This window comes from Microbulbifer yueqingensis (genome assembly GCF_900100355.1).
In the GTDB taxonomy this organism is placed as follows: Bacteria; Pseudomonadota; Gammaproteobacteria; order Pseudomonadales; family Cellvibrionaceae; genus Microbulbifer; species Microbulbifer yueqingensis.
In genome coordinates this window covers 372,463-387,343 of sequence record NZ_FNFH01000001.1, presented here as the reverse complement: position 1 = coordinate 387,343, position 14,881 = coordinate 372,463, and the positions used below count along the sequence as shown (strand labels likewise).

The window sequence follows — 14,881 nt, the reverse complement described above, 5'->3', positions numbered from 1 at the left end:
CCGATCTCTCTATCTCTCCCCTGTTACCGGCGCCCAGCTGCCGGCATACTGATGCAAATACCATCCTGACACGGGGTAATCCATGACCGAATTGCAACTCTGGCTGGAGCGGCTGGAACGGCTGCACCCGACGGAAATCGAACTGGGCCTGACCCGCGTGGCCACCGTGGCGAGCACCCTGGGCGTGGAGCGGCCGGCACCGCGGGTGATCACGGTGGCCGGCACCAACGGCAAGGGCTCTTGCGTCGCCACCCTCGAGGCGCTGTTACTGGCCGGTGGCCACAGCACCGGAGCCTACAGCTCGCCGCACCTGCTGCGGTTCAATGAGCGGGTGCGCATCGGCGGGCGCGAGGTGAGCGATGCCGACCTGGTCGCCGCCTTCGAGGCGGTGGAGGCCGCGCGCGGCGATACCAGCCTGACCTATTTCGAATTCACCACACTGGCGGCGTTGTGGCTATTCCGGCGCGCCGGTGTCGAATATGCGCTGCTGGAAGTGGGGCTGGGCGGGCGGCTGGACGCAGTCAACCTGGTGGACGCGGACCTGGCGGTGATCACCAGTGTCGCGGTGGATCACGAGGCCTGGCTGGGCAACGACCGCGAGGTGATCGGGCGCGAGAAAGCCGGCATCCTGCGCCCGGGTGCACCCTTCGTCTGCGCCGACCCGGAGCCGCCGCTGTCGGTGGTGTCGGCCGCCGGCAGTATGGGAGCCGAGGCGTATTTCATCGGCAGTGAATTCGCCCTCGACGGCGATCGCTATCGCTTTGGTGCGACCGAAATAACCCTGCCGGCGACGACGGCGCTACCGCGCCCCAGTATCGCCGCGGCGCTGACCGCGCTGCTGGTGCTGGATGCCCTGCCGGGCAGCGGCGTCGAGGAGGTGCTGGCCGGGTTGCAGCTGCCGGGCCGCTGCCAGCGCCTGGACTGGCGCGGCCGGGAGCTGTTGCTGGACGTGGGACACAACCCCGCCGCCGCGGCCTACCTGGCGCGCTGGCTGGCAGACCACCCGGTTGCCGGCCGGACCCGCGCGCTGGTCGCGGCCATGGCGGACAAGGACCTGGCCGGACTGTTCGCACCGTTGGCGGAGGTGGTCGATGAATGGTGCCCGGCCCTGCTGCCGGGCAATGCGCGTGCCGCGGGTTGCGAGGCGCTGGTGGCCGCACTGGCGGCGGCCGGGGTAACGGCAGAGCGGGTGGCGGCTGACTGCCCGGCCGTGGCCGGGGCACTGGACCGGCTGGTCGCAGACACTGGCAGCGCGGACAGGTTGCTTGTTTTCGGTTCTTTCTTTACCGTTGCAGAAGTTTTACAACACGTACGAGATGACATCGATGGCGAGTCGTGATCGCGCCCCGGCCAAGCGGGGGCGACTGGACGATGGCTTCAAGCAACGGATCGTGGGCGCGCTGGTGCTGGCTGCGCTCGCGGTAATATTCCTTCCGTCTTTGTTCGACCGCGAGGGTGCCCGCTACATCGACGTCACCACCCAGATTCCCCCGGAACCCGATATCCAGCCCATCCGCATTGCCGAGCCCGAGCCGGTGGCGGACGCGGCTCCGGCCCCGCACCCCGATGAAACCTTCCAGCCGGAACTGGCCGCGGAGCCGGCCGACGCGCCCGCCCGGCCCGGGTCGGGGCCGCAGGAGCCGGAAGGGGAGGGGGCCGACAGTGCACCCGCCGCGGGAGAGCCGGTGCTCGATGCGAAAGGGCTGCCCGTAGCCTGGGTGGTGCAGGTGGCTTCTTACAGCCGCGAGAGCCAGGCCAGGGCGCTCCGGGACCGCCTGCTGGATAAGGGCTACAAGGCCTTCACCCGCGGAGTGAGCACTGACAAGGGCCGCTTTACCCGTGTCTTTGTCGGTCCCAAGACCAGCAAGGCCGATGCCCGCACGGTCAAGCGCGAGCTCGACCAGCTGCTCAAGCTGCAGACCCTGGTGCTGCGCTTCAGTGCCTGATGAGGGACTGTTCGGTCCCGGTTGGGTGGATTTTGATTGCGGAACCGGGCAGACATTGGGTTGTGGCTCCTAACCAACTGCATTTTTGCGCGCAGCTTCACGCGCCCTCCCGGGTAAGTTAGAATGCGCGCTTCTCGCGGCAGCTGCCGAGGCAGGTAGGTTGAATGAATTGGGCTGACTGGACCATCCTGGTAATCGTGGCCATTTCCACGCTGATTGGCCTCAGCCGGGGATTCGTGCGCGAAGTCCTCTCTCTCCTTACCTGGGTGGCCGCCTTTGTGATCGCCATGATGTTCCGCGACGAACTCGCACCGCTGCTGTCCCGGCTGGTGGATACTCCCTCCCTGCAGATGATCGCCGCCTTCGCCATCCTGTTCATATTTACCCTGCTGGCCGGTGCCGGCCTGAATATGACACTGTCCGCGTTCGTCGAGGCCACCGGCCTGTCGGGTACCGACCGTACCCTGGGGATGGTGTTCGGGTTGCTGCGCGGCACCATCATCGTGCTGGCGCTGCTGATCCTGGCTCCGGGACTGATCCCGGTGGAGGAGGACCCCTGGTGGCAGGAATCGGCATTGATTCCCCATTTCCTTGCCTTCGAGGACCATGCGCGGGAAGCGGCCGAAGGAATCCAGAAATTCTTCGCAGACTTGTTTTAACCGGGCGGAGCGTCCGCCCCTTTCGACCAGTAGGGCTAAAACTATGTGTGGTATTGTCGGTATCGTCGGTAAGAGTGACGTCAACCTGCAGTTGTACGATGCTCTCACGCTGTTGCAGCACCGCGGCCAGGACGCCGCCGGCATCGTAACCTGCGACCGGGACCGCCTGAACCAGCAGAAGGCCAACGGCCTGGTGCGGGACGTGTTCCGCGCGCGGCACATGCAGCGGCTGGCCGGCAATTTCGGTATCGGCCACGTGCGCTACCCCACCGCCGGCAGCTCCGGCCCGGCGCTGGCCCAGCCCTTCTACGTGAATTCCCCCTACGGGATCGCCATGGCCCACAATGGCAACCTGACCAACGTGCGTGAGGTGGTGGAGGAGATCTACCTCCAGGACCTGCGCCATATCAATACCGATTCCGATTCCGAAGTACTGCTGAACGTTTTCGCCCACGAGCTGCACAAGCAGCACAAGCTGCAGCCCAAGGCCGAGGACATCTTCACGGCCATGAAGGCGGTGCACAAGCGCGTGCGCGGTGGGTACGCCTGCGTGGCCCTGATCGTGGGTTACGGCATCGTCGCCTTCCGCGACCCGCACGGTATCCGCCCGCTGGTCTACGGCAAGCGTGAGACCGACAAGGGCACCGAGTACATGGTGGCCTCCGAGTCTGTGGCGCTGGACGTGCTGGGCTACACCCTGGTGCGGGACGTCGCGCCGGGTGAGGCCATTTACATCGAACTGGACGGCACCGTGCATTCGGAGATCTGTGCCGAGGACACCTCACTCAACCCGTGTATCTTCGAGCACGTCTACTTTGCCCGCCCGGATTCCATCATGGACGGCGTATCGGTGCACAAGGCGCGCCTGCGCCAGGGCGAGCACCTGGCAGCGAAGATCCTGCGCGAGCGACCCGACCACGACATCGACGTGGTGATTCCCATCCCGGATTCCGCCCGCACCGCCGGACAGACGGTGGCCCACAACCTGGGGGTGAAATTCCGCGAGGGCATGGTGAAGAACCGCTACATAGGCCGCACCTTCATCATGCCGGGACAGAAGCAGCGCAAGAAGTCCGTGCGCCAGAAGCTCAACGCCATCGAGCTTGAGTTCCGCGGCAAGAACGTGCTGCTGGTGGATGATTCCATCGTGCGCGGCACCACCTGCAAGCAGATCATCCAGATGGCCCGTGAGGCCGGGGCGGCCAAGGTGTACTTCGCCTCCGCTGCGCCCGCGGTGAAATACCCGAATGTCTACGGCATCGACATGCCATCGGCGCAGGAACTGGTTGCCCACGGCCGCACCACCGAGGAGATCTGCGAGGAGATCGGCGCTGACTGGCTGATCTACCAGGATCTCGAGGACCTGGTCGAGTGCTCGGCGGAGGGCAACGAGAAGATCGACCAGTTCGACTGTTCGGTGTTCGACGGCAACTACATCACCGGTGATGTGGACGACGAGTACCTCGAGCAGCTGCACGCCTCCCGCAATGACGAGGCCAAGAACGAGAAGGGCAACGAGACCTCTCTCTGACCCTCCTGCCGGCGGCGGGCCCTGTGCCCGCCCGCCATCACTTCCCCCTTGCTGCCAACTGCACGCACAGAGAGCGACCAGGCAGTTTATTAATCTGTCGCCATCGTTCATCATTCACCGTTCAAGCCTCATCAGTACCCGGGACGGTTTATGTTCGAAGACGACGATTACTCTCTGGAGACCCTGGCGGTGCGGGCCGGGCAGGTACGCTCGCCGGAAGGGGAGCACTCCGAGGCCCTGTTCCTCACTTCCAGTTATGTGTTTCCCTCGGCTGCCGAGGCCGCCGCGCGCTTTTCCGGTGAGTCCCCGGGCAACGTCTATTCGCGCTATACCAATCCCACCGTACGAAACTTTGAAGAGCGTATTGCCGCGCTCGAGGGTGGCGAGGCGGCCGTAGCCACTTCCAGTGGCATGGCGGCCATCCTCAGCCTGTGCATGGCGCTGCTGAAAAGCGGCGACAAGGTGATCTGCTCGCGCAGCGTGTTCGGCACCACCACGGCGCTGTTTACCCGCTACATGGAGAAGTTCGGCGTGCGCGTGGCCTTCGTGGACCTCACGGATGTGCAGGCGTGGCAGGAGGCCCTGGACGGTGACACCAGGCTGCTGTTCATGGAGACCCCGTCGAACCCCCTGTGCGAGGTGGCGGATATCCGCCAGCTGGCGGACCTGGCCCACAGTGCCGGGGCGCAGCTGGTGGTGGATAACTGCTTCTGTACACCGGCGCTGCAGCGGCCACTGGAGCTGGGCGCTGATATCGTGGTGCACTCGGCCACCAAGTACCTGGACGGGCAGGGCCGCTGCGTCGGCGGTGTGGCGGTCGGGCGCCGGGAAGTGATGGACGAGCTGGTGGTGTTCCTGCGCACTGCCGGTCCCAGCATGAGCCCGTTCAACGCCTGGGTGTTCCTGAAGGGACTGGAGACCCTGAGCCTGCGGATGCAGGCCCATTCGAACAGCGCGCTGGCGCTGGCCTGGTGGCTGAACGAGCAGGAGGCGGTGGAGAAGGTCAATTACACCGGCCTGCCCAGTCACCCCGGCCACATCCTCGCGGCCAGCCAGCAGAAGTTTTTTGGCGGGGTGCTGAGCTTCCGCGTGCGCGGCGGCCGCGAAGAGGCCTGGAAGGTGATCGATGCCTGCCGGATCTTCTCGGTCACGGCCAACCTGGGCGACGCCAAGAGCACCATTGTTCATCCCGCGACGACCACCCACGGCCGGCTGAGCGAGGAAGACAAGGCCCGCGCCGGTATCACCGAGAACCTCATCCGCGTGTCCGTTGGGCTGGAAAACGTCGAGGACCTGCAGCGCGACCTGGCCCGCGGCCTGGCAGCGCTCGACTGAGCCGGCCCCAGGGGGCAGGGCTGGCGCGATTTGTGACGTCTGGCGCGGAGTCCCCGGTCGGGCGACCTATGATTAGAAACTGGTACAGCCGTTTTATCCGTATCCGGCGGCAAGGGCGCAGCGAAAGCGTATTTGCGCGCCTTACGGGGGCAAACCCGCGGCCGCATCGGCCAGTCCCGCGACTGAGGCCGATAACCGGGTAAGCGGAAGCAAGAAAAACCGAGCAGTAATGGATTAGCCGTGCAAAAGATTATTTCCACCCTGGTCGCCGATGTCGGCAAGGTTTTACTGGGCAAGGAACACCAGGTCAAACTGGCCCTGGCCTGCCTGTTGTCCCGCGGGCACCTGTTGATCGAGGACCTGCCCGGCATGGGCAAGACCACCCTGGCGCACGCGCTGGCACAGGTGCTGGGCCTGTCCTACAAGCGGGTCCAGTTCACCAGCGATATGCTGCCGGCTGATATTGTCGGCGTATCGATTTTCGAGCGCGACAGTGGACAGTTCCGCTTTCACGAGGGCCCGGTCTTCAGCCAGCTATTGCTGGCTGATGAGATTAATCGCGCCTCGCCCAAGACCCAGAGCGCCCTGCTCGAGGCGATGGAGGAGCGCCAGGTGAGCGTGGACGGCGAGACCCGCCCGTTGCCGCAGCCCTTCTTCGTCATCGCCACCCAGAACCCCCTGCACCAGTCCGGCACCTTCAGCCTGCCGGAGTCGCAGCTGGACCGTTTCCTGATGCGAATCAGCCTCGGCTATCCCACGCGCGAGGCCGAACGCGCCCTGTTCCAGGGTGTGGACCCGCGCCAGCAGTTGCGGCAACTGCGCCCCCGGGTGGACCGGGCCGGATTGGCGGGCCTGCAGCAGCTGGTGGGCCAGGTGAAGGCATCCGACAGCCTGCTGGACTACCTGGAGCGACTGGTCCAGCACACCCGGCAGAGCCCGGAATGCCCGGTTGGCCTGTCGCCGCGCGGCGCCCTGGCGCTGCTGCACGCGGCACGGGCATGGGCCCTGATCCACGGCCGCGGCCACGTCCTGCCGGAGGACATACAGGCGGTGTTGCCGGCGGTGGCCGGCCACCGGCTCCACAGCGACAGCGGCGACGGTGCCCAGCTGGTGGAGCGCCTCCTGCGCCAGGTCGACGTGATCGCGGCCTGAACCTATGGCCATTCCCGACGCCGTGCGAGACGAAAAGGGCGACACCTGGAGCCGGCGCTGGCGCGCCCTGCATTCCGCCTGGCTAAGCCGCCGGGCACCCGCTGCCCGCGCCGTGACCCTGGACCACCGCAAGCTGTTTATCCTGCCCACCCGGGCCGGTCTCGCGTTTGCCCTGGTGATCGTGCTGCTGTGGTTGCTGGGCACGAATTACGAAAACAACCTGGTGTTCGCGCTCGCCTTCCTGCTGGCGAGCCTGTTCGTGGTCCTGCCGCTGCATACCTTTGCCAACCTTTCCGGCATAGAAATCCGGCTGTTGGAGGCTGGCACTGCCTTCGCGGGTGATTTCGCCACCGCGCGGCTGGCACTGGCCCGGGACCGCGACCGACGGGGCGAGCATATCCAGCTGGGCTGGCCGGCCGGTGACCCGGTGACAGTACAGGTGCCCGGAGAAGGTGCGGTCGAGGTGGAGGTCGCGCTACCGGTGATGGAAAGGGGGCGGGTGCGCGCGCCGCGGTTGCGGATAGAGACCCGCTTCCCGCTGGGCCTGTTCCGCTGCTGGAGCTGGATCGACCTGGACGTGGAATTCCTGGTTTACCCGCAGCCCCGGCCGGCCGGCCCCCTGCCGCTGGGCGCCGCCCTGGCAGAGGGCGAGAGCGAGCAGAAGCGACGCGGCGGCGATGATTTTGCCGGCCTGCGCCAATACCAGCTGGGCCACTCTCCACGCCAGGTGGCGTGGAAGCAGTTTGCCGCCGGCCGCGGCCTGCACAGCAAGGATTACGAGAGCGGCGTGGACAGCCGCCTGTGGCTGGAGTGGGACCTGCTGGCTGGCCGCGATATCGAGACCCGTCTCGGCAACCTGTGCCAGTGGGTGCTGGACGCGGACCGGCAACAGCTGGCGTACGGCCTGCGCCTGCCGGGCAGGGCCATCGAACCCGGCCTTGGGCCCAGCCACCGCGACCGGCTGCTGGCCGCGCTGGCCCTGTTCCCGGTCCAGGGGGTGTGATGACTTACCGGGACCTGCTGCCGCGGGAAAGCCTGCTGTGGATATTTGCCGCGCAGCTGGCGGTATTGCTGCCGCATTTCGCGCGCCTGCCCCTTTGGATAGTGGCGGGCTGGATTGCGGCGGTCTACTGGCGGGCGGAAGTGTCCCGCGGCCGGCGCCCGCTGCCGGGCCGCGCTTTCAAGCTGGTGGCGGTGGCGGGTGTGCTGGCAGGGCTGGTCCTGTCCTACCGGCAGTGGTTCGCGCTGGAACCCATGGTGGCGCTACTGGCGGTGTCCTTTACCCTCAAGAACCTCGAGCTGGTCACCCGGCGGGATGCCTTCCTCAGCCTGTTGTTGGCCTACTTCGTGGCGGCCACCCTGTTTGTGTTCGAGCAGGGTATTCCCCATGCAGTTTACGGCACACTGGCGGTGCTGGTGGTCACAGCCGCACTGGCGGCCCAGCCGGGTGGGCCCAGTGCCCGGCCCCGCCGTGCGCTGGGCCTGGCGTCGCGATTGCTGGCCCAGTCGGTGCCGCTGATGCTGCTGCTGTTCCTGGTCATGCCGCGGCTCGGACCCCTGTGGGCCGTGCCCCAGGACAGCGCGTCCGCCTCCACCGGCGTTTCCGACAGCATGTCGCCGGGGGACTTTGCACGGCTTTCCCAGTCCGACGAGCCGGCCCTGCGTATTACTTTTGACGGCCCCGTGCCGCCACCGGACCAGCGTTACTGGCGCGGCCTGGTATATTCCGACTTTGACGGTCGCCGCTGGACCCAGGGCTTCGGTGTGGATCCCCGCGAGGGCGGCCGGGTGACCTGGCGCGACAGCGAGCGGGCGTTGCCGGAGGTGGGGCCGCGCTACCGCTACCAGGTGATCCAGGAGCCCACCCACAACCGCTGGCTGTTCGCCATGGCGCGCCCGCACTCCGAGACCGGCGGCGTGGGCGAGACCGCCGATGACCGGCTGGTGCGGTCCGAACCGGTATACAGCCGGCTGGCCTACGACGTGCACTCCTGGCCCCGTGACTCCCTTCCCGGCGAACCGGCGCTCAGTGAATTCGAGCGCCGGCGCAACCTGCAATTGCCCCCCGTCGGCAACCCGCGGGCGCGGGCCTGGGCTTCCCGCCTGCGCGAGCGGGGCCTCTCGCCCGGTGAAATCTCTGCCGAGATACTGGGCTTTTTCAATGAGAGTTTCACCTACACCCTCGAGCCGCCGCGGCTGGGGCGGGACTCGGTCGACGCTTTCCTCTTCGACACCCGGCGCGGCTTCTGTGAGCACTTTGCCGGCAGCTATGTCTTCATGATGCGGGCGGCGGGCGTGCCCGCCCGGGTAGTGGCCGGTTACCAGGGCGGCGAGTGGGTGGAGGGCGAGCAGTACCTGCTGGTGCGCCAGTATGATGCCCATGCCTGGGCGGAAATCTGGAGCGCGGGACGCGGCTGGCATCGCATTGATCCCACGGGGGCGGTGTCCCCTGAGCGTATCCGCGATGGCCTGCAGCGGGCGGCCGCTGACGAATTCATGCGCGAGGCGCTGCTGCCCGTGCACCGCATCCCGCTCCTCAACCGGCTGCGACTGCAGTGGGATATGATCAACTATCGGTGGTACCGCACCGTGATCAGCTTCGACAGCGAGCGCCAGCAGGACCTGCTGCGCGACCTGCTCGGCGAGATCAGCGCCCCGCGCCTGGCGCTGTTGGTGGGCCTGCCCGCGGCAATGGCGCTGCTTGGGATCTGGGGCTGGTTGTGGCTGGCCGGCCGGGGCCGCCCACTGCCTCCGGCCGAACGGCTGTATAAACGCTTCTGCCGTCGCCTGGCACGGTCCGGTATCGAGCGCGAAAGCGGCGAGGCACCACGGGATTTTGCCAAGCGGGTGGCGCGCGAACGCCCGCGGCTTGGGCCCATGGCGGCGAGCATCACGACCGCCTACGAGCGCGCCGCCTACGCCGACGATCCCGCAGCCATGAAGCAGCTGCGTCGCCTGCTGCGGGGGTTCTGGCCGCTGGTGCGGCGGGGTTAATTCAGGGGAATTCAGGTTCGATTGATGTCGCTTGCCAGCTTGCCGGGGAGATTACACGCATTCCTATTGGGCTACGGTTGCACCTCGCTCGCCACTGGCTTGCAGGTGATCCTGTTGCCGTGGATCGCCGTGGCCGTAGTGGAGTTGCCCGCGCTGCACCTGGGCTGGGTGCAGGCCTCGGTACTGCTGCCCAACCTGTTGTTCCTGCTGCTCGGCGGCGTGCTGGCCGACCGGCGCGACGCGGCCACGGTGTCGGCGCTTGCCTGCCTGGGCCTGGCCGCCTGCCACGGCGCGCTGCTGTGGTATTTCAGCCTGCGGCTGCCGGACCTGCTGGTGCTGCTGCTGTACGGTGCGAGCCTCGGCATCTGTACCGCCTTCCTGCAACCCGCACGCGACAACCTGGTACAGCGCAGCGCCCACCGGGACGCCGCGGAGGTGTCCCACCACCGCGTGCAGGCCACCGTCACCTGGATGATGCTGGCCCAGTACGGCGGCCAGGCCGTGGGCATGCTGCTGGCGAGCCGCTTTGACCAGTGGGGTGTCAGGCCGCTGCTGTCGCTGCAGGTCGGCGTGCTGCTGGCAGCGGCACTGTTGCTGTATTCCCTGCGTTTTCGCACCGCGGCCAGGCCCTTCGAGAAGGTATTGCCACTGGCACTCATCCGCGAGGGGCTGGAAGAGGCCTGGCGCAGCCCGCCACTGCGCGAGCTGATTGTGCTGGTGGCCTTCAATGGCTTTGTCCATATCGGGGTTTTCCTGGTGGTGCTGCCGCTGCTGGCCGCCGACTACGGCCGCGGAGCCAGCTACTACGCCACCCTGCAGCTGGCCTTCGTCGCCGGGACCGTGCTGGCGACGGTGGCGATGCTGCGCCGGGGGCAGGGCAGCACGCCGGGGCGGGGTATCCTGATGTGCCTGCTATACAGCGCCGCACTGCTGGTGGGAATCAGTATCGGGCCCACACCGCTGGGTTTGATGCTGCTGTGCCTGTGCTGGGGCGCGGTGGCGGCGGCGTCGGCGGCGCTCGGCCGCGCCATCGTCCAGTTGCTGGCGCCGGCAGAGGTGCGCAGCCGTATCATTTCCATCTACCAACTGGCGCTTTTTGGCAGCGCCGCGCTGGGGGCCCTGGGCGCGGGGGTGGTGAGTGAATTTGCCGCGCCGCTCACCACGCTGCTGTGGGCCGGCATCCTGAGTTTCCTGGCCTTTGCACTGGCCACCCTCAACGGCGCCCTGCGCCGCCTGCGGGTGGCACAGCGGCCCGGCTAGTTGCCGGCTGTTTACCAGCGGTTGCTGATCCACATGGTCTGGTACGGGGCGAGGGTAACGCAGCCGAGCATATCCTCGAGCACCTCGTCGCCGATCAAATCCTTCCAGTTATCTGTCCCGATAAGGTTGATACTCGACAGGGTGATGCACTGTTCCTCGTCGGAAATATTGTTGATACAGAATATGCTCTGCCGGCGATCCAGGCTCTGGCGCCAGAAGGCGAAAACCTGGTCTCCCAGGTGCAAAGTGAACTGGGTGGCGTTGGGATGGAAGGCGGGCTGGTCCCGGCGCACCTGGATCAGCCGTCGCAGGCGATTGAAGACAATGTGATGGTGGGAGAGGGGGTTGGCGAGTTCCTGGTTCAGCTCCTCCTCGCGCCACTGGCGCCGGTTTATTGCGCGGTTGTGCCCGTGTTCCAGTACCCGCTCATAGTCGTTGGTGGTGCCCACCAGGCTGTGGATGTAGAAAGCGGGTATGCCCTCCAGTGCCAGCATGATCGCATGGGCACAGATGAAGCGCTCCAGCTGCCATCCGTCCTCGCCGCTGGTGGTGCCGCGCATGGCATCGAACAGCGAGATATTGATTTCATACGGCTTGCGGCTGCCGTCGTCCAGTGCCCGCCAGGAGATCATCCCGCCAAAGTTCTCCATGGCCTGGATCAGCCCCTCCTGTTCCTCGTCGCTCAGCAGGCCCTCCACCGGGCGCAGGCCGATGCCGTCGTGGGAGGCGATAAAGTTGAGGTAGGTGGTGCCGTTCTGGGCCGGGGGCATACTCATCAGCCAGTTCTTCAGGTGGAAGCAACTGCCCGAAACCAGGGTGTTCAGCAACAGCGGTGGCAGCGAGAAATTGTAGATACAGTGGGCCTCGTTGGCGTTACCGAAATACGACAGGTTCTCCCGGTTGGGGATATTGGTCTCGGTGATGATGACCGCGTTGGGGTCGGCGTGCTCGATCAGGGTCCGCAGCAGGCGCACTATCTCGTGGGTTTCCTCCAGGTTGATGCAGCTGGTGCCGATCTTTTTCCACAGGAAGGCGACGGCATCGAGCCGGAAGATGCGCACACCCATATCCAGGTACAGGCGGATGATGTCCACCATCTCCAGCAATACTTCGGGGTTGCGGAAATTGAGGTCGATCTGGTCGTGGCCGAAAGTGCACCACACCGCACAGGTCTCCTCACCATTGGATACGGCGCGAAGCAATGGGGTGGTGCGCGGGCGGACGACGCCCGAGAGGTTCTCGTTCGGGTTCACACAGAAGAAATAGTCTTTGCCGGGCGAGACATTTTCCTGGAAGTTCCTGAACCACTGGTGTTCGGCGGAGCAGTGGTTGATCACCAGGTCGGCCATCAGGTGGAAGTCGGTACTGATACGCAAAATGTCGTTCCAGTCGCCCAGGTAGGGGTCCACCTGTTTGTAGTCGATCACCGCAAAGCCGTCGTCACTGGAATACGGGAAGAACGGCAGTATATGCACGCTGTTGATCAGCATGGTGAAGTGGGTCTTGAGGAAGTGGTGCAGGGTCTTGAGGGGGTGCTGGCTTCTCCTGCGGATGGTATTGCCGTAGGTGATCACCAGTATGTCGGTCTGGTCCCAGAGGTTCTTGTGGGCAATCGGGGTCTGGCACTGGTCGTGCAACCGCATCATCTGTATCAGTCGGTGCGCCAGCGTTTCCCCGTCCTGGTCAGGATAGATAACGGCAAGGTGTTCGCAGAGCCGCTTGTGCAGCAACTCCCGGATGGACATGTCGTCGGTCGATGCATTCATGGGTGCTTCCCGGCTTAACTTCCGTATTCCTCGTAATCCGTTTCCACCGCAGTCTTGAGTTCCTGCAGGAACTCCGGCGCGGCGCTGGTAATGCGGCTCCAGCTGGGGATAAACGGGGTCTCCATCGGGTTTTCCAGGAAGGTCTGCCCGGCCTTCATCAGGTTGCGCGCGAACAGTTCCACCGTCTGCTCCTCGCGATGGATATCGAAAGTGAGGCCGTTGATGATGGCATCGTTGCGGTAGGTTTCGACAAAGTCCAGCGCGATACGGAAATAGGTCGCCTTGATACTGCGGAAGGTCTCGGTCGAAAAGACGATGCCCTGGGTGGCCAGCTTGCGAAACAGCGACTTGGAAATATCGATGGACATCTTGGAGAGGCCTGCGTGCTCATCGTCGAAGGAGACCTTCTGGTGCTTGTGGTCGTAGCGATGGGCAATATCGACCTGGCAGAGCCGGTTGGTGGAATAGTTGCGGTGCATCTCCGACAGCACGCCGATCTCGAGGCCCCAGTCGCTGGGGATACGCAGGTCGTTGATTACGTCGCGGCGGAAGGAAAACTCCCCGGCCAGGGCATAGCGGAAGCTGTCCATGTAATCGAGGTATTCGGTGTTGCCGTAGATCTTTTTCAGCGTGCGGATCAGCGGTGTCACCAGCAGGCGGCAGACGCGGCCGTTGATCTTGCCCGAGGCCACCCGCGAATAGTAGCCCTTGCAGAACTCGTAGTTGAAATTGGGATTGGCGACCGGGTAGAAAAGCCGCGCCAGTAGCAGGCGGTTGTAAGTGACGATATCGCAGTCGTGCAGCGCGACGGCCTCGCCGCGACCCGATGCCAGGATATACCCCAGGCAGTACCAGACATTGCGGCCCTTGCCCGCTTCCCGGGGCGCCAGGCCGCGTTCCTCCAGCCTGGCATCCAGCTCGCGCAGGCGCGGGCCGTCATTCCACAGTACCCGCACATGTTGTGGCAGCACGCTGAACTGGCGCAGGGCATCGCGGTACTGGGCCTCGTCAGCGCGGTCCAGGCCGATGACAATCTCGGACAGGTAGGGCACCTGCTTCAGTTGTTCCAGGATAGCCGGCAGCGCCTGGCCTTCGAGTTCGGAATAGAGGGAGGGCAGCAGCAGTGACATGGGGCGCTGGCGGGAGAACTCCATCAGTTCCCGCTCCATCTCGTCCAGCGGGCGATTGGAGAGATTGTGCAGGGTGGTAATGGAGCCATTCTGGAAAAAGTCGGTCACTGTTGCCTCCTGTGGGGCCTGGGCGTTCTTGTATTTTCACGTTGGGTAGCTGTGGCTTCGTTGTTGTCGCCATTACCCGAATGAGGCTGGATCAGTTGTTCGATACACTCTCGCCAGCCCTCCGGGCCTTCGAGGCGACTGGTGAGGACACGGCGTGAATCGGTCTCCTCCAGTTGGGGTGGCTCGCGGTGGGGCCCCCTGATGATTAAGGCGATGTCCGCCACCTCGAGCATATCCAGGTCGTTGGGGCTGTCGCCGGCCGCCACCAGGGTGTAGCTGGCGGGTGCCGCGCGGCGGTAGCAGCCCAGCAGCTGCCGGGTGGCCCGTCCCTTGTCGGTGTCCCCCAGCAGGTGCAGGAAACGGCCGCCCTCGAGGGTGGCCAGCCCGGCGTCGCTGGCGCGGGCCCGGAAATCGCGTTTTTCCTCCTCGCTGCCGCGCCACAGCAGGGGCTCGGAATAGCTGCGGGCCTTTGCCGCGCGCGCCTGTTCCGGGGACAGTCCCGTGGCGCTGACAATCTCCTCCACCGGCGCGGCAGAGAAACCCAGGTAGGGCGCCCCGTGTGCCTCCGCATCCGATTGCAGGTGATCCAGTAGCCGCTCGCGGGGCAGGCCCGGCTCGAGTACCCAGAAGTCATCCTGCTCCCGGGCTCCGGCAGGCATATCCGGGAAATACCCCGAGGGGATGAAAATTGCCGAGCCGTTCTCCACGATAAACGGGTGGCGGTTATCCAGCTCACGGCGGATTTCCAGCATCTCGTCGCGGGTCTTGCTGCTGTTGAGGATTACCGGGACGGAGCTCGCCTCGAGTTGCCGCAGTAGTGCATCCACGGGAGCGTGGGAATAGGTGAAATGGTCCAGCAGCGTTCCGTCGAGATCGCTGACGATGAGCCAGTGTTTGTCCAGCGCTTTTTGAGTCATTGCCCCCGCTTCCCGGTAACTGCTGCGGTAATGCCCTAATTCAATCCAAAAATAGTGCCAGCCCGGAATTATGGGCCAGGGAC

The 14,881-nt window shown here is 65.3% G+C and carries 12 protein-coding genes; 9 read left to right on the top strand and 3 right to left on the bottom strand.

All coding sequences use genetic code 11. The annotated features are described in order from the left end of the window. Nucleotides 1-82 precede the first annotated feature (82 nt). The 9 genes from folC (at nt 83) to BLT26_RS01720 (ending at nt 10,877) form a co-directional block, all read left to right on the top strand. Nucleotides 83-1,339 carry a bifunctional tetrahydrofolate synthase/dihydrofolate synthase gene (folC, locus tag BLT26_RS01760; RefSeq protein ID WP_091507242.1) on the top strand — a complete coding sequence of 419 codons (1,257 nt, stop codon included), beginning with the start codon at nt 83-85 and terminating at the stop codon, nt 1,337-1,339. Next, nucleotides 1,326-1,946, top strand: a complete 621-nt coding sequence (locus tag BLT26_RS01755) for an SPOR domain-containing protein (RefSeq protein ID WP_175452996.1) — start codon at nt 1,326-1,328, stop codon at nt 1,944-1,946. Before folC ends, BLT26_RS01755 begins: the two co-directional genes overlap by 14 nt. Nucleotides 1,947-2,110: 164 nt before the next feature. After that, nucleotides 2,111-2,605 (top strand): CvpA family protein, encoded by a 495-nt coding sequence (locus tag BLT26_RS01750; RefSeq protein ID WP_091507235.1) that lies wholly within the window; start codon nt 2,111-2,113, stop codon nt 2,603-2,605. Between the two features lie 43 nt (nt 2,606-2,648). Continuing rightward, nucleotides 2,649-4,136, top strand: coding sequence for an amidophosphoribosyltransferase (gene purF / locus BLT26_RS01745; protein ID WP_091507231.1), 1,488 nt, complete (start codon nt 2,649-2,651; stop codon nt 4,134-4,136). Nucleotides 4,137-4,286: 150 nt separating this feature from the next. Next, entirely contained in the window at nt 4,287-5,471 is a 1,185-nt protein-coding gene (locus BLT26_RS01740; protein WP_091507227.1) for an O-succinylhomoserine sulfhydrylase, read from the top strand. A 240-nt stretch (nt 5,472-5,711) separates the two neighbouring features. Then, on the top strand, nt 5,712-6,623 hold the full coding sequence (locus BLT26_RS01735) for an AAA family ATPase (protein ID WP_091507223.1): 912 nt from the start codon (nt 5,712-5,714) through the stop codon (nt 6,621-6,623). 4 nt (nt 6,624-6,627) lie between these two features. After that, a complete protein-coding gene (locus BLT26_RS01730) occupies nt 6,628-7,626 on the top strand; it encodes a DUF58 domain-containing protein (protein WP_091507220.1) in 999 nt (332 codons plus the stop codon). Continuing rightward, complete coding sequence (locus BLT26_RS01725) at nt 7,626-9,617, top strand: transglutaminase TgpA family protein (RefSeq protein WP_245720546.1); 1,992 nt, start codon at nt 7,626-7,628, stop codon at nt 9,615-9,617. The genes BLT26_RS01730 and BLT26_RS01725 overlap by 1 nt, the downstream gene beginning before the upstream one ends. A gap of 24 nt (nt 9,618-9,641) precedes the next feature. Beyond that, nucleotides 9,642-10,877 carry an MFS transporter gene (locus tag BLT26_RS01720; RefSeq protein ID WP_175452995.1) on the top strand — a complete coding sequence of 412 codons (1,236 nt, stop codon included), beginning with the start codon at nt 9,642-9,644 and terminating at the stop codon, nt 10,875-10,877. A gap of 11 nt (nt 10,878-10,888) precedes the next feature. Here BLT26_RS01720 and BLT26_RS01715 read toward each other — a convergent pair whose 3' ends face one another. The 3 genes from BLT26_RS01715 to BLT26_RS01705 are packed head-to-tail and all read right to left on the bottom strand — an operon-like array spanning nt 10,889 to nt 14,798. Then, a complete protein-coding gene (locus BLT26_RS01715) occupies nt 10,889-12,643 on the bottom strand; it encodes a sugar phosphorylase (RefSeq protein ID WP_091507213.1) in 1,755 nt (584 codons plus the stop codon). 14 nt (nt 12,644-12,657) lie between these two features. Beyond that, nucleotides 12,658-13,881 (bottom strand): glycosyltransferase family protein, encoded by a 1,224-nt coding sequence (locus BLT26_RS01710; protein WP_091507210.1) that lies wholly within the window; start codon nt 13,879-13,881, stop codon nt 12,658-12,660. Next, entirely contained in the window at nt 13,878-14,798 is a 921-nt protein-coding gene (locus BLT26_RS01705; RefSeq protein WP_091507206.1) for an HAD-IIB family hydrolase, read from the bottom strand. The genes BLT26_RS01710 and BLT26_RS01705 overlap by 4 nt, the downstream gene beginning before the upstream one ends. Nucleotides 14,799-14,881 lie beyond the last annotated feature (83 nt).